The following is a 21,459-nucleotide window of genomic DNA, read 5'->3' as shown; positions in this document are numbered from 1 at the left end:
TCAGAGCTCCTGCCAGACCCTCACCCAGTCGACGACGAACGACGCCGGCAGCTTCGACTGGTCGAGCCGGTTCGTCTCGTAATCGGAGGTTTGCAGACTCAGCACCAGAAAATGCGGAACCTTCGATGTCGCCTCGGTGGTGCGGAACGTCTCCACCCCGTCGAGCCGGAAGACGTAGCCCGACGAGGACCACTCCACCGACACCGTGTGGAAGTCGTTCCACCAGTCCTCGTCGCTGACCTCGGGAACATTGCTGACCGACGTGCCCTCGTCGAGACGATCCCCGGCCGCGTTCTTGGGGTGCAGCATGTGCTGGATTCCGAGCTTGCTGCCGAACCCGAACGACTCGACAACATCGATCTCGACGTCTTTGCCGTCGGCAGTCTTCAGCCACACCGCCGCGTGCATTCCCCGCTGAACCGGGAATTTCACCCGGGCGGCCACCACCCCATAGGTGAACAGATACCGCTCGTGGGTGCCCACCATGGCGTTGTCGTAGACGCCGTCAGTGCAGGCTTTCGCGACCGACGTGCCATTGGCTCTCGCCGCATTGGCGCGAACCTGCTTCTGCTTGGCCTGCGACGTGACCTGGTCCACTCCGAGGCTGAGCAGACCGTCGGACAGCGACACCATCGAGGGCACCGAGGCCGCACAGTAGCGGGGAGCCCAGTACTCATTGGCGGCCCGCACCGCGAAAGGCGCGCTCAGTGTCGACCCGACGAAGCCGTCGTTGAACACCCGCTTCCACTGGTCCGACGCGCTGGCCTTCGGGGTGCTCACGGCCGTGTGGGTGGTGGAACCCACGGCGAAGTCGAGCGCGACGGCTCGGTAGCTCACCTGCTCGGCGTCGGGGTGAAACTCGGCGCGGCCATTCTTGTTCTCGTTGTTCTGGGCCACCTCCACCCAGCCGGCGTCGGTCTGCTTCTGCAGCGAGACCGGACGTCCAGGCATCGCCTGTGCGAAGGTGGCGACCACGACCGTCTTGCCGTCGTAGGGCACCGGGCCGACAGCGAGGGTCGCATCGGAGCCCGTGGGAACGTCCCCCAGCGGGACGGTGGTCGAACCGGACGCCGTCGCCGCCGCTGACCGCGGTGGTGACGACGCCGCTCCGCCCGCAGCAGCACCGGTACACCCCGTCATCAGGCTCAACACAGCGGCCGCGGTCAGAGCACCGAGCGATGTGCGGTGGCGCAGCTCAGGCAACGGGCTTCCAGGCCTTGACCCCACCCTTGGTCGGCTTGGTCAGTCGGCCGGTCTCCCAATCGGAGCTCAGCATGCTCATCACGATGTAGTAGTCCTCGATCGGGATGCCCGTCGTCGGCTTCTCGGTCTTGGTGACCTTTCCGTCGAGCCGGAAAGTGACGGCCGTGGCATTCCATTCCATGGAGAAGACATGGTACTTCTTCCACCACGACGACTTCTTGACCGTCGACTGTGCCACCCCTTCGGAAACTTGATCCTCGCGGCCACGATGCCGGGCGTTGCCGACGATGCCATGGGGGCATGGGGGCAGCCGACCACGTCCACCCCCGCCGCCTCCTGAAGAGCCTTGGCGTTGGCACTGATGGCAGCCGTCTCGGTCGAGTCGCTGGCGGGAAAGCCTGCGGTGATCGACCCGCCCGCCCGACAAAGGGATCACTGTGCTTGCCAGTGCGATGCCTACCACACGCGTCCTGAATTTCATGGGGTTCTCCAGATCGCCTGCCACAGCGACTGCCCCCAGCCAACGCCCAGCTGCAGGTTCACAAGCAGCGGAACCGGCCCGTATTGCTGCCAGGGCCATGGGTTCCACGTGCCGACATAGGCAATCGCAGCCGCGATCGCGAAGACTGTGAGAAAGAGCGCCATCGGCTTCCACCCGCGCCCGCGTAACAGCGGGTGCAGAAGAAGATCCACAGCGGCAGCAGCGGCACAAACCATCGGATGCTGTATGAGGCTCCACTGAAGTTGTTCGACCACAGTGCGTAGTAGCCGAAAATCAGCATGCTCGCACCGGTGGTGGCAAGCGCCTCCACGGCGAACCGGCGCCGCTTGCTGAACTCACGCAGCAACAGTGGAATGGCGAGCAGTGCCAACGGGTTGTAGAGCAAGAAGCCCCGGCCGCCGAACAACAGGCTGAAGCTGTAGCCGGCCAGGGCGGCTCCGGAGTTCATCTGGGCTCCGGTGAGCTGCTCCGGCGTCCAGGGCGAACCCGGGAACAGAAAGTACCGTGCGACCAACTGCACCGGAACCAGGCCGCCCGAGATCGCGTAGTTGGTCACCAGCCAGGGCGCCAGCGCCAGCGCCAGCCCGGTCGCATAGGCCCACAACCGGCGTCGCAACCACCGGTCGAACGCCAGGGAACAACCGAAGGCCACGGGTAGGGCGAGCGTGGCGATGTCGGCGCCGCCGGCCAACCCGAAGGCCAGCCCGCCCCCGAAGGCGGACGCCGTAGGGCGCGTCCCAGTGCGGGCACGTAGCAAGAACAGCAGGCCGATGGTCACCCACGATGCCGCCCAGGAGTGGCTGTTGAAGGTCGCCGACCAGGTCAGCGCCAACGTGCCGACCCCGAGCGCCGTGGTGAGCAGCAGCCGGCGTGACTGGGTCAGCCCGGTGTAGCCGAGTGCCTTGTAGAAGGCGATCAGCGACAGCCACCACAGCAGCTTCACCGTGAGCAGCGTGATCAGATAGTAGGCCAGGCTCCAGCCGGTGTGCAGCTCGATGCCCGCCGCCCGCAACGGTGCGTACACCATGGCGCCGGCGAGCTGGGGCGTGGCCGGCTTGTCAGAGAAGAACTGCCCGCCGATGGAGACCTTGTCCATCGTATGGAAGTCGGTGCCGTCGATGGCTAGCGTGCCCCGCTCCACGATGGACTGGATGGTGGCCATCCGGCTGGCGTCGTTCCAGCCCCACGCCCGTGGCGAGATGGTGAGCATGCCGACCAGGGCGAGCAGCACGAACACCCTCACAACCGGTGCGCTGCGGGCGCGAGGCCCCCCGACCGGCCCACCACCTAGGCTCGGACCGCTGCTCACCGGCTCATTATGTCGCCGGGGTGGCGACGTAGGCTCGAATCGAGTTGTCGCCTGCTCCGCCGATCGCCATTGTTGATGCGTGACCATTGACCGCCGCGACGTCACCGTGGTGGTTCCCGCCCACAACGTCGAGCGCTACCTGCCCGCGTGCCTCGACTCTCTGCTGGCCCAGTCGGTGTGGCCGGACTGCCGGGTGATCGTCGTCGATGACGGCAGCACCGACGCAACCGGGGCATTCGCCGACGCCTATGCCGCCCGGCATTCTTCGATCACCGTGGTGCACCAACCCAACGCGGGCCCAGGCGCGGGGGCGGCGCGCAACCGTGGCCTCGACCTGGCCGACACTGAGTTCGTCCTGTTCTTGGACGGTGACGACGAGCTGACCGAGCGGGCCGTCGAGCTGCTTCGTACCGGGCTGCTGCACCAGCGGCTGAATCTCGCGGTGGGCGCCACCGAGCAGTTCCCCGAGCCTCGATCGTGGCTGTGGTCGCACTATTTCGTGCCCGGCACCGCGGCGAGGATCCCCATCGAAGGTCTGCCGCTGCTCGCGCACGACGCGCGCACCTGCAACAAGCTGTACCGCACGAGCTGGCTGCGCGCACTCGGCCTGCGGTTCGCCGAAGGGATTCACCACCAAGACACGGTGGTCAACGTGCCGGCAATGCTGCTGACCGAGCGCCTCTTCGTGGTTGGCGATGTGGTGCACCGCTACCGCAAACGCGCCGAGGGCGGGTCGGTGATGGACGGCCACTTTTCGCGGGTCGACAACTACTGGGACCACCTGCAGGTGATCGAGAGCTTGCATGCGATGCGCCCCGGGTTCAGCCCGGCTCGCGAACCACTGATGCAGGCCTTCATCGCACGGAGCTTTCAGGGTTTCAGCTGGCGGGCGCCGTCGGTCGTGCCAGCACACCGGCTGGAGGAGTTCTTCACCCGCGCCTCCGCGGTGATTCGCACGCTGCAACCGGCCATCATCACCACTGCCACCCGGCACCCGGGCGAACGTGTGGCCTACGTCGCGATGCTCGAGGGTGACTATGTGTCATTTGAAAACCTCGGCCGACTGCGCCGAACGATCGTGGCCCACCAGGGCGACCTGCACGTCGGCGTCCCCGCCTCGCCGGCCCACTTGCCCCTGTTGCGCCTGGGTGCGACGCGGGCGCTGGTGACCGAGGTTGGCTCCGATGCCGCCGGGGTGCGGCTCCGCATCCGGCTGCGCATCCGCGGCTTCGCCCGTCCGGGCCCTGCCCTACCCCGCACGACGCTACGGGCGATGGCCGGTGGGGCCGAGGCGTTCGGCGTCGCCGTGGCCTGGACCGCGGAGGACGGCAGGGAGAGCCTCGGCGAGGTCTTCCTCCCGTGGCCGCTGATCGGGGACGGCGGCGCCTACGAGTTGCGACTGCATTTCCGGACCGCGACCGGGGCGGCGGCCCGCTGGCTGCGGCTGCCCGGCGATGGCCCGGCCGAGCGGCTCGGGCCGCGGCGAGGCACCTACGCCGAGCTCGGCCTGACGGATGGCCATGAGGGGCGGGCCGTGCTCACCATCGAGCCGACCCTCCGCCTGAGAGCCCAGCGGCTGCTGGGGCGGGTGCGCCGAGCCGTGCCCCGCCCGGATCGCTGAGCCCGTGATGCCGAAGGGGACCCCCGTGACTTCTGCACCCACCACTTCACCGACCAGCATCCGCCTCGCGGTCTGCGGTCTGCTGCTCGCGCTCTATGCGGGCTCCGTGCTGTTGGCGACGATGTGGCCGACGCCGCTCGACACGGGCTATCAATCGGCGATCGACCGGGTGCTCGTCATTCTGCACCGGCACGGCGTGCCGATCTGGTTCGGGTATTCCAAGCTGGAGTTCACCGCGAACGTGCTGATGTTTTTGCCGCTGGGATTTCTGCTCGCGCTGACGCTGCCCCAACGGGTGTGGTGGCTGGCCCTGCTGCTCGCGCCCGGCTTCTCGGCAATGATCGAATACACCCAGGGCGCGTTCTTGGCTGCACGGTTCGCCTCGGGTTGGGATGTGATCGCCAACACCATCGGCGGCCTGCTGGGTGCGCTCGTCGCATACGCATTGCGGTCGATCATCCACGCCAGGGATCGACTGGTGATCGCCCGGGCGATGGCGGGCGATCGCAGCCGCGGCTGACGGAGCCGGCAGTAACCTGGGCCCGTGTCTGAACCAGTGGAGAGCCCGAGGGGCGACACAGAACCCGAGGCGGGCCCGTCCCACCGTTCTGCCCGTGGGGTTCGCAGCCGCCGCTGGCCCTGGGTGACCCTTGCTGTGCTGATCGTCGCCCTTCTGGGTGCGGGTGCGTGGCTCGGCATGCGGGTGCTGACGGTCAAGTCCGAACTGGAAGCAGCGCAGGCGACGGTGAACTCGGCGAGATCGGGCACCGGCGACACCGAGGCGGCGATCCGCACCATCGCTTCGCACGCCCAGACCGCAGCGAGGGCTACCGACGATCCGGTGTGGTCCGCGTTCGAGATCCTGCCCTTCGTGGGCGACAACCTGCGCGCGGTGAGGCTGGCATCACAGTCGCTGGACGCCCTCGCCAGTGACCTCGCGGTTCCCGCGCTCGACGCGGTGAACGCTGAAGATTCGACACCGGTGCTGACCCGGCTCATGCAGATTCTCCAACGGGCGACACCCCGGGTCGTGACGCTTTCTGACGAGATTGCCCAGGTGCGGCAGTCCGCGGCCCTGGTGGGCCCGGTGCGCACTGGGGTGAGCCAGGTCACCGATGTGCTCGACACCGCGGTTCCCATTCTGCAGCTGGTTCCCGGAATGCTGGGGGCCGACGGCGCCAGGAACTACCTGATGGTCGCGATGAACAACGCCGAAGTGTCGGGGCTGGGGGGCAGCGCGGCGTCGCAGACCCTGCTGCAGGCCAAGAATGGCAAGCTGTCGATCGTCAAGCAGGCCTCCAGCCAGGACTTCGAAGAAGAGCTGCTCCCCAACGACGTGGGCGTCAGCGACGAGATGCTCGAGATTCTCAACGATGTGATGTTCAAGCGGATCAACGCAACCATGAGCCGCCCCGACTTTCCGACCGCCGCCACGCTGCTCAAGGCGTTCTGGCACCGCGACATCGGCAAGCAGCAGATCGACGGCGTGATCGCGATCGACCCGATTGCACTGTCGTACATTCTACAAGCGACCGGCCCGATCACGGTCGACGGCAAACAGGCAACGAGCGACACCATCGTCCGGCTCCTGCTCAAAGACGCGTACACGCTGCCCGACGTGGCCAACACCAGTGACGCCTTCTTCAAGGTCGTGGCACTGACGGTGTTCGACAAGATCGCCAAGGGCGAGTTCGATCTGAAGAAGATGATCTCGGCGATTCAGTCGGGAATCTCGCGCGGCAGTATCTTGCTCTGGAGCGCCGACCCCGAGGTTCAGAGGGTGGTGGCCACGATGCCCGTCGGCGGCGTACTGCCGACCGACAACACCGACCAGACCACGTTCGGAGTGTTCTTTCGAGACGCGTCAGCCGGCTCCAAGATCGACTACTACATGAAGTCGGCCGTCAACGTTGCCGCGTCGTGCTCCACGAGCAGAACCACGGACTTCACCACGACGGTGAACCTTCACCTCGATATTTCACAGGCCCAGGCCAACCAGTTGCCGAGCTACGTGCGGAGCGGCGAATGGGGCTCGACGAAGTTCGCTACAGAGGTCTTCGTCTACGGCCCTCCCGGAACCACCGCCGGCGCGGTCGAGCTCAGCAAAGGGGCCACCGCCCGCAGGGCACGAGAAGACCTCGGCCGGCCCGTGGTGAAGATGACGGTCTACCTGGCGCCGGGTGAGTCCCGCGCGGTGACAGCGCATTTCACCGGCACCGACGCCGGCTACGGGCCACTGGCTGTGCGGACCACGCCGATGGTGAGAGCCACCACGGTCAGTGTCGAAGGGGTCGGGTGCGCTGCTCGGTGAGCGGCGGGCGGGCGCAGGGATTCTGCCTCACGAGGTCCCCGGTTACACACCGAACCGATGGCCGGATTGCCCTGACGCCAGCCCGGCCGATTCGGTCAATTTCTCCCTATTCCCCGGTAGACCCAACCCGCCGATCGCCACGCCTGTCGGTCTAGACAGTTGCGAGCATCGACAATGATGGGCCGCCGCACCAGCGAAGCCGCCCATGTCGGGTCCAGCTCCGTAAAGGTTTTCCACTCGGTGACGAGAACTGTGGCATGAGCACCGTCTAAAGCCGTCGCGACGTTCTCTGTGAACGTCAGCTGAGGGTGCTTGCGCATCGCATGAGAAATGGCCTGCGGATCAACCGCGACCACATCTGCCCCTAAGCCCTTCAATTGGACGGCCACGTCGAGAGCGGGCGAATCTCGAATATCATCCGAGTCCGGCTTGAACGAGAGACCGAGTATCGCCACTCTCTTCTGATAGATCTCGCCCCCCAGTAGCGCGACGACCAAATCGACGACGCGCTGCCGCTGGCGCACGTTGATTGCATCGACGGCCTTGAGAAACGACACAGACTCCCCGCAACCCAACTCTTCGGCGCGGGCCGTGAAGGCTCGGATGTCCTTGGGTAGGCACCCCCCGCCGAACCCAACGCCCGCGTTGAGAAACTTGCGTCCGATTCTACCGTCATGGCCAATAGCATCGGCGAGCTTTGTCACGTCCGCATCCACCACCTCTGCTATTTCCGCCATCGCGTTTATAAAGCTGATCTTGGTTGCCAAGAAGGCATTCGCCGCGACCTTGGAGAGTTCTGCGGTTTGGTAGTCAGTCACGACAACCGGGGTGCCGTCGTCAACGGCTCGGGCATACACGTCATCGAGATAAGCTCTTGCCACCTCTGCATCGCCTCCCGGCGGCAACCCGTAGACGATTCGATCAGGTGAAATCGTGTCTTTTACAGCCGATCCCTCTTTGAGGAACTCCGGGTTCCAGGCCAGCATCACACCCGGGCACTCGGCAGACAGGCGAGCAGCAAGAGCAGCCGCAGTACCCACGGGAACCGTCGATTTTCCCACCACGAGATCGCCCGGGCGAAGATGTGGAATCAAAGCGCCTACAGCCGCGTCAACCGCCGCGAGATCCGCGGCTTGAGAGTTTGGCCGCTGCGGGGTCCCGACAGCCAAGAAATGAACTCTTGAACCCGCGACGGCAGCGATGTCAGTAGAGAAAGCCACACGTCCTCGAGCAAGGGCGAGAGACAATATCTGTGCCACCTGTGGCTCGTAGAACGGGACCCGGCCAGAGTTCAACTCACTGATCCGGTGCGCATCAACATCGACACCCACCACCTGGTGGCCCAACTCGGCCATTGCCACTGCATGAACAGCCCCGAGGTAGCCACAACCAATCACTGAGATCTTCACATCGGCTCCCCCATGGAAATCAAGTCGACGACACGTTACCGGCTCTTCACACGTGATTGAGTCCGCGATACGCCACGGCTCAGTCCTGCGGTGCGATGGCCGCCTGTTCGGCGAACTGGGTGCGGTAGAGATCGGCGTACAACCCGCCTGCTGCCAGCAGTTCGACGTGGGTGCCCCGCTCGACGATGCGTCCGCCGTCGACGACCAGAATCTGGTCGGCACCGCGCACGGTCGACAGCCGGTGCGCGATCACGATGGACGTGCGGTCGGCCAGTGCGGCATCGAGCGCACCCTGGAGGGCGACCTCGCTCTCGCTGTCGAGGTGTGCGGTGGCCTCGTCGAGCACCACCAGGCCGGGGCCTTTCAGCAGCAGTCGGGCGATCGCGAAGCGCTGCTTCTCGCCGCCCGACAGCCGATGCCCGCGATCGCCGACCACGGTGTCGAGCCCCTCGGGCAGGGACTGCACCAGGTGCCACACCTGGGCCGCGCGCAGGGCAGCCTCGACTTCGGGCAGACTCGCCGACGGCTTGGCGTAGAGCAGGTTGGCTCGAATCGTGTCGTGAAACAGGTGGGCCTCTTGGGTGACGACACCGACCCGCTCGTGCAGCGAACTGAGCGTGGCGTCGCGCAGGTCGACGCCGTTCACCCGGATCGCGCCCTGCGTGGGGTCGTAGAGCCGGGCCAGCAGCGCGGTGATGGTGGTCTTGCCCGCGCCGCTCGGGCCGACCAGCGCCAGCATCGAACCCGGCGCCACCTCGAAACTGATCTCGTGCAACACCTCATCGCTGCCCTGCCGGTCGCCACTGGCCGACCCCTCGAGCGAGGCCAGCGAGATCTCGTCCGCCGAAGGGTAGCGAAAGCTCACCTGGTCGACCTCGACGCCCACCGGTTCGTCCGGTAGCTCGATCGCATGGGGCGCCTGCGCGACCAACGGCTCCAGATCGAGCACCTCGAAGACACGCTCGAACGACACCAGTGCGGTCATCACATCGACCCGCACGTTCGACAACGCGGTCAGTGGGGCGTACAGCCGGGCCAGCAGGGCAGCCAGTGCCAGCAGGGTGCCGACGGTCAGCACGCCGTTGACCGCCATCACGCCGCCGAAACCGTAGACCATCGCGGTTGCCAGCGAGGCCACCAGCCCCAGCGCCACGAAGAACACCGACCGGTTGACGGCCAGCTTGACGCCCACCTCACGCCCGCCCGCAGCGCGCCCCGCGTACTCGGCGTCTTCGCGCCGGGGGTCGCCGAACAGCTTGACCAGCAGTGCGCCAGCCACGTTGAACCGTTCGCTCAACTGCGCGCCCATCTCTGCGTTGACGTTCAACTGCTGACGGGTCAGGGCAGCCAGCCGCTTGCCGATGATGCGGGCGGGCACCAGAAATAGGGGCACCAGCAGCAACGCGCCGGCCGTTAGCTGCCAGGACAACGAGGCCATGGCCCCCACGATCACCACCAGGCTGATCGCATTGCCGACCAGGTTCTGCAGCACCGAGGTGAATGCCTGTTGCGCGCCGATCACGTCACTGTTCAGCCGGGTGACCAGGGCCCCGGTCTGGGCGCGGGTGAAGAACGCGATCGGCTGGCGCAGCACATGGTTGAACACCTGCGTGCGCAGGTCGTAGATCAGCCCTTCACCGATGCGCGAGCTGAACCAGCGCTCCGCCAGGGTGAGGCCCGCGTCGGCCAGTGCGATCAGCGCCACCAGCACCGCCAACCGGACGACCAGCGCCGCGTCACCGGGAATGACGCCGTCGTCAATCAGCCGCTGCAGCATCAGCGGCGAGGCCACCACCAGCATCGAGTCGACCACAGTGAGGCCCAGGAACACCGCAATCAGCCCCTGATAGGCCCTTGCGTACGACAGCACCCGCCGGCGGGTGCCGGGCGCGAGGCGATGCTCGCGCACCGACGCGTCGCGGGTCAGCGAGTTCATCACCTGCCAGCCAGTCATGCTCACAGCGCCACTCAACCACGCGGCGACGACAGCGATTCCCCCGCTGAGTCACTTTCCTGCCCCCACCCGTCGACTGGGCCGATCACACGAGCTACTCTAGTCCATCTGGATTAATCACTTCCAACCATTCAGGGCGGGCTATGACGATCGACTGCGCCGACCGGCTCACGCCGCTGAGCGTGCTGGTGCTGGCCGTGCTGCGCGAGGGCGACATGCACCCCTACGAGATGATCCGGCTGATGCGGCAACGCCATGACGACCGGTTGGCCTCGATCACCAACGGCACCGTGTATCACACCGTCGCCCGGCTGCAGAAGCTCGGGTTGCTGGCCGAACTGGGCGTCGATCGCGAAGGCAACCGGCCCGAGCGCACCACCTACACCCTCACCGGCGACGGCCGTGCGATCGTGTCGGAGTGGGTGCGGCGCGAATTGCCGCGAATCGATCGTCCCGACCAGTTTCGGGTGGCCCTGGCCGAGGCCCACAACCTCGACCGCGCCGAGGTTCTCGAACTGCTCCAACGCCGTCGCCTGGCGCTGCGGCAGCAGCACGATTACCACCAGCTAGGACGGCTCAAGGCCGCCGAACGTGCCGTGCCCGAGCAGTACCTGGTCGAGGTCGAGCGCCAAGCGGCCCTGCTGACGGCCGACCTACACTGGCTCGACTCCCTGATCCACCAACTGGCGGCAGACGAGATCGCCTGGGGCCCACGAGAGGCAGCTCACGCATGAGTGACGACCAAGAAGCCCGCAACCCCTGGCCCGCGTTGTGGGCGATGATCATCGGCTTCTTCATGCTGCTGGTCGACACCACGATCGTGTCGGTGGCCAACCCGGCCATCAAGGCCGCCCTCGACCCGCAGACCAACAACCTCGACAACGTGGTGTGGGTGACCAGCGCCTACCTGCTCGCCTACGCCGTGCCGCTGTTGATCGCCGGACGGCTCGGCGACGCCTTCGGCCCCAAGCACATCTACCTGGCCGGGCTGGCCGTCTTCACCCTGGCCTCGCTCGGCTGCGGGCTGGCGACCACGCTCGACATGCTGGTGGCGATGCGCGCCGTGCAGGGGCTCGGCGCGGCCCTGATGACCCCGCAGAGCATGGCGTTGATCGCGCGCACCTTCGCCCCCGGCAACCGGGGTGCCGCCATGGGCCTGTGGGGCGCCACCGCCGGGGTAGCCACGCTGGTCGGCCCGATCGCCGGTGGTCTGCTGGTCGACGCGTTCGGCTGGGAGGCGATCTTCTTCGTCAACCTTCCCGTCGGCGTCGCCGGCTTCGTGCTGGCGGCCCGGCTGGTCCCCGCGCTCGAGACCCAACGGCATCGCTTCGACCTGGTGGGCGTCGGGCTGAGCGCCGTGGGGCTGTTCCTGCTGGTGTTCGGACTGCAAGAGGGCGAGGCGTTCGACTGGGGCACCATCTGGGGCCCGGTGTCGGTCTCGTCGCTGATCGCGTCCGGCGTGGCCGTGCTCGCGATCTTCGTGTGGCAGCAGGCCCGCACGCGCAACGAGCCGCTGGTTCCACTAGGGCTGTTCGCCGACCGGAACTTCTCGGCGGCGAACCTCGCCATCGCCACGGTGGGCATGGCGGTCACCTCGATGTCGCTGCCGATGATGTTCTACCTGCAACTGGCCCGTGGTCTCACCCCCACCGACGCGGCCCTGCTGACCATTCCGACCGCCGTGCTGTCAGGAGTGCTCTCGCCGCTGGCCGGTCGCCTGCTCGACCGCGCCGACCCGCGGTACCTGCTGGTGCCGGGGCTGTTCCTGGTGGGCGGGGGCATCGCCTGGTACGGCTACCTGATGACCCCGAATACCCCGCTGCCGCTGTTCTTGGCGCCCGCCGCGGTGATCGGCATCGGCAGCGCCGGCATGTGGGGCCCGCTGGCCACCACCGCCACCCGCTACCTGCCGCCGCGTCAAGCCGGGGCCGCGTCGGGCATCTACAACACCACCCGCACCATCGGCTCGGTGATCGGCTCGGCCGCCATCGCGGCGCTGATGCAGTCGCGGCTGGAGGCGAACCTGCCCGGCTCAGTCACCGACGCCGGCTTCAGTTCGGCCATGGCCCAATCGATGGCGCTGCCGGTGGCGGCGATGACGCTGGGGGTGATCACCGTGCTGTTCGCGCGGCGCCATGGTGCCCCCGCGCCCGTCGCGGCCCCAGCGGTGACTGTGGCCTAAAGTCAACAGACTGCGGTCGCCTCGATCAACAGCGCGTGATCGGGGCCGACCGCGGCCGGGGCCAGCCCCACCCGGGCCAGTGCCGCACCGGTCAGCTCGACGCCGGTGCCCCACCATGGCGGGGGCGTGAAGCCGAACGGCACCGAGCCGACCCGAACCGGCTGCACCCGGTAGCGACGTTCGGCGGCCAGGCCCGGCAGCCGCCAGCGGGTGGGCATGACAACCGTCGGCCAGCCCACCGTCGCGAACGAATACACCGCCCGGCTGCGGTCGGGTGCCACCACGCCGAACGCGGTGAGCGTCTCGTCGGGCCAGTCGAGCCGATGCAAGTCCCCGGTGTGCAGCAGGGCGCGACTGGCCTTGTGGTAGGCCACCCACTCGGCCAGCTCGCCCAGTTCGGCGCTGGACGCCTGGCGCAGATCCCACTCGATGCCGAGGTGCCCGAAAATCGCCGTGGCGGCGCGAAAATTCAAGTCGTGGGAGCGTCCGGTGGTGTGCGAGGTACCGGACGCGATGTGCGAGCCGCACAACTCCGGCGGAATCACCTGCTGCGTCCAGCGCATCATCGACTGCCGTTCATGGGGGTCGATACAGTCCGACACCCAGACCCGGTCGGTGCGCTGCACAATGCCCAGATCGACCCGGGCACCGCCCGACGAGCACGACTCGATCTCGAGCCCGGGGTGGGCGGCCTTCAACTCGTCGATCAGCCGGTAGGCGGCCAGGGTCTGGTCGTGCACGCCGGGGCGTCCCGACGGCTGGCTGCCGGCGTCGACCAGGTCGCGATTGTGGTCCCATTTGAGGTAGTCGATGCGGTACTCGGCGATCAGCGCCGAGATGGCGTCGCGCACCTGCGCGAAGCAGGCGGCGATGCCCAGGTTCAGCACCTGCTGGTGTCGCGACGGCACCGGCAGTCGCCCGCCGGCCTGCATGATCCAGTCCGGGTGGGCCCGGGCCAGGTCTGAGTCGGGGTTGACCATCTCGGGTTCGAACCACAGGCCGAACTGCATGCCGAGCTCGCGCACCCGGTTCACCAGCGGGTGCAGCCCCTCGGGCCACACCTCGGCCGACACCGTCCAGTCGCCCAACCCGGCGTGGTCGTCGCGGCGTCGCCCGAACCAGCCGTCGTCGAGCACGTAACGCTCCACGCCCACCGCGGCCGCCCGCTCGGCCAACTGCAGCAGCGGTTCGAGGCTGTGGTCGAAGTACACCGCCTCCCACACGTTGATGGTCACCGGACGCACGGTCGAGGGGTGTTGCGCCCGCCCGCGCAGATAGCGGTGAAAGCGCCGGGCGACCTCGTCGAGACCATCGCCGTGGCTGCCGTACAGCCAGGGCGAGGTGTAGCCCCGGCCCGGTTCGAGCACCACCTCGCCGGGCAGCAGCAGCTCGCCGCCCCCCAGCACCTGCTCACCGGACGAGAGCCGTTCGGCGTAGTGGGTGTGGTTTCCGCTCCACCCCAGGTGCACCCCCCACACCTCACCGCCGGCGAACCCGAACCCTGCGGTGCCGGCGTGCAGCACCGTCGCGGCGTCGGCTCCGGTGCGCCCCTTGCGACCCTCGCGCAGGTGGGCGCCCACGGTGAAGGCGCGGCGTTGCGGTACCCGCTCCAAGCCCCAGCGTCCGGCGAAGTCGAGCAGTTCGGAGGCGACCGGCGGCACCGGCAGGGCCAGCACCAGCTCGTCGAGCTGATAGTCGTCGTCACCGGTGTTGACCAGCGCGGCACGGGTGCGCAGCAGGCCGGACGCGGTGAGTTCGACGGTGATCGTGAGGGCCAGACCAGCGACCTGATCGGTGGCGTCGACCTCGATCACCGATGCACCGGCGCTCACGAAGACCTCGCCGGTGGCCACCCCGTCGAGGCGTAGCGCCGTGGTGCGGAACCGTGGCGTCCAGTCCCTGCCCCGGCGCGACCCGCTCAGCCCGGGACGACCGGTCCAGCCGGTGTGCTGCTCGGGCAGCAGGGCGAGCCGCACCGGCTCGTCCACACCGTTGGGCAGCACCGGACGCACCCCGGAGCGAGCCAGCGTGGCCGCGTCGTCGGCACCCAGGTCGCCCAGATCGGCACCCCAGTGCAGCACCGCCGGCAGCAGCCCGTCGGTCAGGTCGAGCAGCAGGGCCACCCCGCCGGAGCGCAGCAGCACCCAAGAGTTCACGGTCATGAGGTCATTGTGTACGTAAGGGTCACCGGCATGAGTCATCGGCAGCATCCGGCCGGCCCGCAGCCACTAGACTCGCGCCCTGACGCCGGAGGAGGTGCAGGTGCAGAGCGGCTCAGATCGTGCCCGCCGCAGTCTGGCCTTTCTGCGGCAGAAGATCAGTTCTGGTGAATGGCCGATCAACTCCAGGATCCCCACCGAGACCGAACTGATGGGCCTGCTCGGCGTCGGCAAGACCACGGTGCGCGAGGCGGTACGGTCGCTGGCCAGCCTGGGCATGCTCGAGCCGCTGCCGGGCATCGGCACCTTCGTGCGATCCCGCATGCCGGTGAGCAGCCTGCTCACCGACTACATCGCCGAGTTCAGCACCGCCGAGATTCTCGGCTACCGCCGGGCACTCGAGATCGAGGCCGCGCAACAGGCGGCCTTGCATCGTTCGCCGGAACATCTGGCGGCGATGCGCCGGGCGCTTGAGCCCCCTTCCGCCGACCAGGTAGCCCTCGGCCCCGACCCGCGCAGCGCTCCGGGCCAGTTTCACTTTCTGGTGCTCGAAGCCAGCGGCAACACTCTGCTGGTCGGGGTGTATGCGGGGGTGGTCAACGCGTTGCGCCGGGCGATCAACGCCGGCACCGTCGTGCACGCCACCGACGCGGCCGTCCGGCGCACCGATCACCTTGCGGTGTTGCAGGCCATCGAAACCGGTGATCCGGCGGCTGCCGCCCACGCGATGGCGCACCACAGCGACCGTGACCTGGTGCCGTCGAACTGAACGGCCCGCCGAAGCCTCGACCCAGGCTCAGTCGGCGGCCGGGATCACCAACGGACGCCCCGTCTCGGGGTCGGCGATCACCCGGCACGGCAGCCCGTACACCCGCTCGATCAGCTCGGCGGTGACGATGCTGGCCGGGTCGCCCTGGGCGACCACCCGGCCCTCGGCCATCACCAGCAGGTGCGTGGCGTAGCGAAAGGCCAACTGCAGATCGTGCATCACCACCAGCACGGTGTAGCCCTCGCGCTGCAGGCTGCGAGTAAGTCGCAACACCTCGACCTGATGGGCCAGGTCGAGGTAGGTGGTCGGCTCGTCAAGCAGCAGAATCGGGGTCTGCTGGGCCAGTGCCATGGCGATCCACACCCGCTGGCGTTGGCCGCCGGACAGTTCCGCAACCGGACGCTCGGCGAGCTCGGTGACGCCGCAGCGGCTCATCGCGGTCTGCACCGCCGCCGCGTCCGCCTCGCTCCACTGCCGGAAGACGCCCTGGTGCGGGTAACGCCCGCGGGCGACCAGGTCGGCCACGACGATGCCGTCGGGCGCCGCCGAGGTCTGCGGCAGCAGCCCCAGCCGACGAGCCACCGCACGGGTCGGGTAGTCACCGATCGGACGCCCGTCGAGTTCGACGGTGCCGGCCCGCAGCGGCAACATGCGGGCCAGGGCGCGCAGCAGCGTGGACTTGCCGCAGCCGTTGGGGCCCACCACCACGGTCAGCTCGCCGGTCGGAATCTCGACGTCGAGGCCGTCCAGCACCAGCCGATCGCCGTACCCGACCGAAAGGGCCCGGCCGCGCAGCCGCGGGGCCCCGGTCATCGGGCCACCTGCCGAGCCTGCCGGGCCAGCAACCAGACCAGATAGGCCCCGCCCAGCGATCCCGTCACCACGCCGACGGCCAGTTGGGTCGGTGCGAAGAGTCGTTGGGCGACCAGGTCGGCAGCCAGCACCAACGCCGCCCCGACCAGCATTGCCGCGCCGATGCCGACGCCGGCGGTGCGGGTCAGCCGGCGCGCGATCTGTGGGGCCGCCAGCGCGACGAAGGCGATCGGACCGGCGGCTGCCGTGGCCACCGCGACCAGAACGACGCCGACCACCACCAGCAGGGTGCGGACCCGTTCGACCCGAACGCCCAGACCGGCCGCCAACTGGTCGCCCAACACCAGCACGCCCAGTGGCCGAGCCAGCAGCCCAGCGGCCGGCAGCAGTGCGGCCAGCGCCGCCACCAGCAGCCACACCTCGGCCCAACCGGTGGCGTTGAACGATCCGGCCAGCCATTGGGCGGCCGACTGCGCCGCGCTCAGCGAAGCCCCGACCACCAGCAGCCCGTTCAGCCCCTGCAGCGCCGCAGCCACACCGATGCCGACCAGCACCAGGCGTCCTCCGGTCAGGCCGCGCCGCCAGGCCAGGGCGTAGACGGCGGCGGCAGTGACCGCCCCACCGGCCAGCGCCCCAGCCGCGGTCTCGACCGGGCCGGCCCCCAGCAGCACGATGGCGATGAGCGCCCCGGTGGCCGAGCCGGTGGTGAAACCGATGATGTCGGGGCTGCCCAGTGGGTTGCCCGACAACGCCTGAAAGATTGCGCCCGAACTGGCCAGGGCGGCTCCGACCAACACCGCGGCCAGCACCCGTGGCAGCCGTTGGCCACGCACGAAGAACGTCGCCAAGGGGTCAGAGCCGGCCCCGCCCAATGCCTGCAGCACCTGCCCCGGGCTGAGCGGGTAGTCACCGATCAGCAGCCCGGCCAGTGCCAGCAGCACGATCGCCACCAGGACGGCCGCTGCGACCAGCAGCGTGCGGCGTTCGATCAGCAGGGTGCGTGAGCCGAACCCGAGAATGCGGTAGCCGCCCCGCGGCGCCAAGGCGGCCCGGCCGCTCACAACGCCTCGATCCGGGGTTGCCGGACGATCAGCACGAACACCGGCCCACCGAGGATCGCGGCCACCACTCCCACCGGAACCTCGGCGGGCGCCACCACCACGCGTGCCAGCACATCGGCACCGAGCAGCACCACCGGCGCCGCGAGCGCCGAACCCGGCAGCACCAGTCGCTGGTCGGGTCCGAGCCCGGCCCGGGCCAGGTAAGGAACCCCCAGCCCGATGAACATCAACGGCCCCACCGCGGCCGTGGCAGCACCGGCCAGCACGGTCACCGCCAGCACGGCCAGCCCCCGCACCAACCCGACCCGAACGCCCAGGGCCCGGCCGGCATCCTCACCCAGGGCCAACGCGTTGAGCGCGGGCGCAAGGGCACAGGCCAGCACCAGGCCCAACCCGATCGGCGGGGTCGCAGCCGCCAGCACCGCGAGTCCCCGGCCCTCCGCCGACCCGGCCGCCCAGAACCGAAACTCGTTGAAGGCGGCCTGATCGGCCAGAATCACGGTTTGCACCAGCGAACTGATGGTCATGCTGATCGCGACCCCGGCCAGGGCGAGCCGCACCGGTGAGGGCGAGGTTCGTCCGGCCAGCAGGTAGACCGCCAGCGCGGCCAGCGCGGCCCCGGCGAATGCGAACCACTGATAAAAGCCGATCGCGGTCACCCCGGTGACCGCGACGGCCAGGACCACGGCCAGCGAGGCGCCGGCGTTGATGCCGAGCAGGCCGGGGTCGGCCAACGGGTTGCGGGTCAGCGACTGCATCAGGGCCCCGGCCACCCCGAGTGCGGCACCGGTCACGATCAAAACCAGGGTGCGGGGCAGTCGTTGCTGCGACACCACCCCGGCCTCGAAGCTGCCGTCCGGGGTCCAGATCGCCTGCCAGACCCGCGCCGCCGGGATCGGGTTCGAACCCACCGTCAGCGACGCGAGCCCGCCCAGCCCCAACAGCAGCAGCGCCAGCCCGAAGACGGCCGTTGCCCGCAGCCGTCCGCCAGACCGGGGCGGCGCAGCGACCCGCTGGGTGGTGAGGGTCATGGTCGAATCAGTCCGACGACGCGGCGCGCGTGGCGGCCCGGCGGCGCAGCAGCACGATCACCAGGCCCGCGCCGACCACGGTTGTCGCGGCAGCCAGTGCCCAGACGCCGATGCCCACCCCGGACGGCTCCGGGGCCGGTGCCGGTGCGGCCGTCGCCGAGGGCGTGCTGGCCGGCGGGGACGCCCCGGTCAGGTTGATCTGGGCCCAGCCGAGCAGGCCAGCGTCGACGTCTTGGACGGTCAGCCGATGCTCACCGGGCGCCAAGGCGTCGGTGGCCACGGTCACCGTGCCGTCCACCGCGACCTGCTGCCAGCCCAGCGGTGTGGGTTGGGAGAACGCGTAGACGAAGGCCCACTCGCCGGCGTAGTCGGCGCCGACGGTGAGCACCACCCGCCCCTCGGCGAGGTGGGCGCTCACCGTTGCGGCCTTGGCGGTGCTGAGCTCGCTGCCGTCTGCCGCCGGGGCGTCCGGTGCGGTTGCGGGCTCGTTCGCCTGCGCCTGCGCCGTGGGGTTCAGCACGCCGGTGCTGCCCGACGACGTCCCCGTGGTGCTGCTCGACGATGAGGTGCCCGTCGTGGTCGTGGAGCTGGCACCCGATGACCTCGACCCGGCCTTGACGGTGAACCGGGGGCTCCTATTGGTGTAGCCCTTGGTGCCCGCGCCGGGGTTGTCGGCGTCGACATAGGCAGAGGCAAGAAAGCGAAGCGTGTGGCTGCCCTTGCTCAGGTTCGCGGGCAGCCGGAACGACCCGTTCACCACCCCCGAGTTGGGGATCTTCTGGGTGTGATAGACGCAGGCGCCGTGAGAGGTGTCGCTGCACAGCTTGCCGTCGTCGATCTTGACGTAGACGGTCTCTCCCTTGGGGAAACCGCCGACGGTGAAGTGGATCAGACCGCCCGCGGCCAGGCTGCGCGGCGACACCCGCGACCAGGTGCCCGGCGTGTTCGGCCCGGCCCCGCCGGGTGGAATGGCCTGGGCGGGCACCGCGGCCGGCAGCAGGGCCGACAGCAGCGCCAGCACCAGCACTCGGACGGCCCACAGCCGGCTCTGCCGTGCCTTCATGACGTGCCTCCCATGGGACGTGTGGCCAGTGTGCGCAGTCCGAACAGCCCGGCACCCAGCACCAGGACGGCCGCTGCGATCAGCCCCGGCTCCAGCGCACCGGCACCCGGCTGGGTGAGGGTGGCGCCGGCCGGAGCGGGGTCAATGCTCGTGGTGGTGCTGTCGATGACGGTCGACACCGACGTGGCCGCGGGCGTGGCCGCCGAGCCCGTGGCGGCGTCCACCCAGCCGATCGTGTCGCCGTCCTGGTCGAGCGCGACGACCCGATGGCGCCCCGAACCCAGCGCCGACAGGTCGATGGTGAACGTCTTCGTGTCGGTGAGCCGCACCCAACCGGCCTTCGCCACCGAGGCGCCGGTGAAGATGTACACGTACACCCATTGGCCGGCGGTGGCCTTCGGCAGCCGCACGGTCACCTTGCCGCCCCGTTGCACCCCCGTGGCCCCACCGGTGCTCACGTCGCTGAGTTGACTGGCCCGGTCGGCGGGGGCCTTCGGCACCGTGGTGGGAGCGGTCGATGCCGTCGAGCTGGTCACCGTGGCGACCGTGCTCACCGCGGCACGAACGATCGTGGTGGTGGTCGTGGCCGTGGCCTTGACCGTGATCGGTGCCCAGCCGATCAGCTCGCCGAAGCGGCCCTGGTTTCCCGACTGCACCGATAATTTGCTGGTGCCGCTGGGCAGCGTGCTGCCGGCCAGCGGGGCCACGACGCGTCCGGACGCGTCGGCCTGAAACCAGGTCTGCCCCCAGGGCTGGCTCGGCGACCCGCCGGAGTACAGGTTGAGGTAGATCCAGTCGCCCGCTTCGGCCGACGGCACCGTGACCGACAGTGCGCTGGACGTCCGGGCGACGGTGACCCCGTGACGGGCCGATGCGGTGAGATCTTCGGTGGCCTCGACCGGGTCGGGAACGCCGGTCGGCCGGTAGGAGCCGACCACGAACTGGGCGGACTGCAGCGTGCGCGAGGTGTCACCGGTCTTCAGCGAGCCGGTCAGCAACCGCAGCGTGTGGGCTCCGGTACCGAACACTGGCGCCGAACCATTGGCACCCGTCCCGGTGCCGTCGGGCAACTGCAGGTCGATGGCGAACGTGCCATCGCTCGCGGACGCCTCGACGATCGCCCAGACGGTGCGATTCGCGTGCAGTGCGGAGTCGAGCCGGCTGTATGCGCCGTCGTCGATCTTGATCGCGATCAGCGACCCGCCGTCGGTGGGGTGACAGAATCCAGCCCCCGTCACATGCAGGGTTCCCCCCAGGTTCGCCGTGGCGTTCTCGATGGTGACCGAGGGCGTCTGGTCCGGCACACAAACGGTGGCCGTCGCCGTGGCCGTTGCTGTGGGGGTGGCCGTCGCTGTGGGGGTCGCCGTCGCGGTGGGGGTGGCCGTTGACTCCGAGACCGTTGTGCTTGCGGCCGTCGTGCGAATCACGTCGCCGCTCAGCATCGACCCGGTCAGCAGCCGAATCGCGTGGGTCTGACCCGCACTCCACGAGGCGTTGCTGTTCGCGGCGCTCGGGTACGGCAGGCGCAGCGTCCAGTCACCGTCGGCGTCGGCCTGCACGGCGGCCCAGACGGTCTTATTGGCCAGGGTCGCACCGGTCACCGGGTGGTGCACCACAGCGGTGGTCGACACGCCGCCATCGTCGAGTTTGACCGCGATCACCGACCCCGCATCGCCGGCGGCATTGCGCCAGTTCTGGCCGCTGATCACCAGGTCGGTATCGACCGGCCAGGTTGCCGGAACCCAGTAGACCGCCCCGTCGGCGGTCTCGTTCCGGACGCCCGCAACCGACGCCTTCGCCGCGGTCCGGGTCTGGCTCGTGGTCGCCTTCGTCGTGGTCGCTTTCGTCGCAATACTGGCTTTCGTCGCCCGACTCGCTTCGGCGATCGGGCTGGGCTCGGCCTCGGCCGTGGCGGCGTCGGTTGCCTGCACCGTCGGCGACGACGTCGGCGACGGCGTCGGCTCACTGTCGTCGGCCAGCGCAACGCCCGCGGGGGCCAGAGCGACCAGCAGCACCGCCAGCGCGGTGGCCGTAACCCTGCGACACCCGGCACTCATCCGTTGCCTGTTCAT

General features: G+C 68.9%; 17 protein-coding genes. 6 read left to right on the top strand and 11 right to left on the bottom strand.

The window, feature by feature from the left end; genetic code table 11:
* The 3 genes from QM721_RS02750 to QM721_RS02740 form a co-directional block, all read right to left on the bottom strand.
* Positions 1-1,203, bottom strand: coding sequence for a family 16 glycosylhydrolase (locus tag QM721_RS02750; protein WP_415118746.1), 1,203 nt, complete (start codon positions 1,201-1,203; stop codon positions 1-3).
* The gene (locus QM721_RS02745; RefSeq protein WP_415118744.1) at positions 1,196-1,441 is read right to left on the bottom strand and encodes a family 16 glycosylhydrolase; all 246 of its coding nucleotides are present in this window, start codon (positions 1,439-1,441) and stop codon (positions 1,196-1,198) included. The genes QM721_RS02750 and QM721_RS02745 overlap by 8 nt, the downstream gene beginning before the upstream one ends.
* Before the next feature lie 301 nt (positions 1,442-1,742).
* Positions 1,743-2,948, bottom strand: a complete 1,206-nt coding sequence (locus tag QM721_RS02740) for a hypothetical protein (RefSeq protein WP_415118742.1) — start codon at positions 2,946-2,948, stop codon at positions 1,743-1,745.
* Positions 2,949-3,093: 145 nt separating this feature from the next.
* Here QM721_RS02740 and QM721_RS02735 point away from each other — a divergent pair, with 145 nt between their 5' ends.
* The 3 genes from QM721_RS02735 (at position 3,094) to QM721_RS02725 (ending at position 6,946) form a co-directional block, all read left to right on the top strand.
* The gene (locus QM721_RS02735; protein WP_415118740.1) at positions 3,094-4,635 is read left to right on the top strand and encodes a glycosyltransferase family 2 protein; all 1,542 of its coding nucleotides are present in this window, start codon (positions 3,094-3,096) and stop codon (positions 4,633-4,635) included.
* Between the two features lie 25 nt (positions 4,636-4,660).
* On the top strand, positions 4,661-5,155 hold the full coding sequence (locus QM721_RS02730; RefSeq protein WP_415118738.1) for a VanZ family protein: 495 nt from the start codon (positions 4,661-4,663) through the stop codon (positions 5,153-5,155).
* Between the two features lie 123 nt (positions 5,156-5,278).
* Positions 5,279-6,946, top strand: coding sequence for a DUF4012 domain-containing protein (locus QM721_RS02725; protein ID WP_415118736.1), 1,668 nt, complete (start codon positions 5,279-5,281; stop codon positions 6,944-6,946).
* A 95-nt stretch (positions 6,947-7,041) separates the two neighbouring features.
* On the opposite strand, the gene QM721_RS02720 is transcribed toward QM721_RS02725, so the two are convergent.
* Both QM721_RS02720 and QM721_RS02715 read right to left on the bottom strand, forming a co-directional pair.
* A complete protein-coding gene (locus tag QM721_RS02720) occupies positions 7,042-8,355 on the bottom strand; it encodes a UDP-glucose dehydrogenase family protein (protein ID WP_415118734.1) in 1,314 nt (437 codons plus the stop codon).
* A 79-nt stretch (positions 8,356-8,434) separates the two neighbouring features.
* Complete coding sequence (locus QM721_RS02715) at positions 8,435-10,309, bottom strand: ABC transporter ATP-binding protein (RefSeq protein WP_415120094.1); 1,875 nt, start codon at positions 10,307-10,309, stop codon at positions 8,435-8,437.
* Between the two features lie 143 nt (positions 10,310-10,452).
* Between QM721_RS02715 and QM721_RS02710 the strand changes: the two genes are divergently transcribed.
* Positions 10,453-11,043, top strand: coding sequence for a PadR family transcriptional regulator (locus QM721_RS02710; RefSeq protein ID WP_415118732.1), 591 nt, complete (start codon positions 10,453-10,455; stop codon positions 11,041-11,043).
* Entirely contained in the window at positions 11,040-12,491 is a 1,452-nt protein-coding gene (locus QM721_RS02705; protein ID WP_415118730.1) for a DHA2 family efflux MFS transporter permease subunit, read from the top strand. The genes QM721_RS02710 and QM721_RS02705 overlap by 4 nt, the downstream gene beginning before the upstream one ends.
* A gap of 2 nt (positions 12,492-12,493) precedes the next feature.
* Here the strand turns inward: QM721_RS02705 and QM721_RS02700 are convergent, their stop codons facing one another.
* Positions 12,494-14,653 carry an alpha-galactosidase gene (locus tag QM721_RS02700; RefSeq protein ID WP_415118728.1) on the bottom strand — a complete coding sequence of 720 codons (2,160 nt, stop codon included), beginning with the start codon at positions 14,651-14,653 and terminating at the stop codon, positions 12,494-12,496.
* A gap of 100 nt (positions 14,654-14,753) precedes the next feature.
* Here QM721_RS02700 and QM721_RS02695 point away from each other — a divergent pair, with 100 nt between their 5' ends.
* Positions 14,754-15,419 carry a FadR/GntR family transcriptional regulator gene (locus QM721_RS02695; RefSeq protein ID WP_415118726.1) on the top strand — a complete coding sequence of 222 codons (666 nt, stop codon included), beginning with the start codon at positions 14,754-14,756 and terminating at the stop codon, positions 15,417-15,419.
* 27 nt (positions 15,420-15,446) lie between these two features.
* Here the strand turns inward: QM721_RS02695 and QM721_RS02690 are convergent, their stop codons facing one another.
* The 5 genes from QM721_RS02690 to QM721_RS02670 are packed head-to-tail and all read right to left on the bottom strand — an operon-like array spanning position 15,447 to position 21,459.
* Entirely contained in the window at positions 15,447-16,232 is a 786-nt protein-coding gene (locus QM721_RS02690) for an ABC transporter ATP-binding protein (RefSeq protein WP_415118724.1), read from the bottom strand.
* The gene (locus QM721_RS02685) at positions 16,229-17,293 is read right to left on the bottom strand and encodes a FecCD family ABC transporter permease (RefSeq protein WP_415118722.1); all 1,065 of its coding nucleotides are present in this window, start codon (positions 17,291-17,293) and stop codon (positions 16,229-16,231) included. Before QM721_RS02685 ends, QM721_RS02690 begins: the two co-directional genes overlap by 4 nt.
* Positions 17,290-18,324: a FecCD family ABC transporter permease gene (locus tag QM721_RS02680; protein ID WP_415118720.1), complete on the bottom strand. Its 1,035-nt coding sequence runs from the start codon at positions 18,322-18,324 to the stop codon at positions 17,290-17,292. Before QM721_RS02680 ends, QM721_RS02685 begins: the two co-directional genes overlap by 4 nt.
* A gap of 7 nt (positions 18,325-18,331) precedes the next feature.
* Positions 18,332-19,387: a hypothetical protein gene (locus tag QM721_RS02675; RefSeq protein WP_415118718.1), complete on the bottom strand. Its 1,056-nt coding sequence runs from the start codon at positions 19,385-19,387 to the stop codon at positions 18,332-18,334.
* Positions 19,384-21,459, bottom strand: a complete 2,076-nt coding sequence (locus tag QM721_RS02670) for a hypothetical protein (protein WP_415118716.1) — start codon at positions 21,457-21,459, stop codon at positions 19,384-19,386. The genes QM721_RS02675 and QM721_RS02670 overlap by 4 nt, the downstream gene beginning before the upstream one ends.

The organism is Micropruina sp., from assembly GCF_047602085.1.
Lineage (GTDB): Bacteria > Actinomycetota > Actinomycetes > Propionibacteriales > Propionibacteriaceae > Micropruina.
The sequence above is the reverse complement of the archived record's forward strand: the minus strand, read 5'-3'. Positions and strand labels throughout refer to the sequence as shown.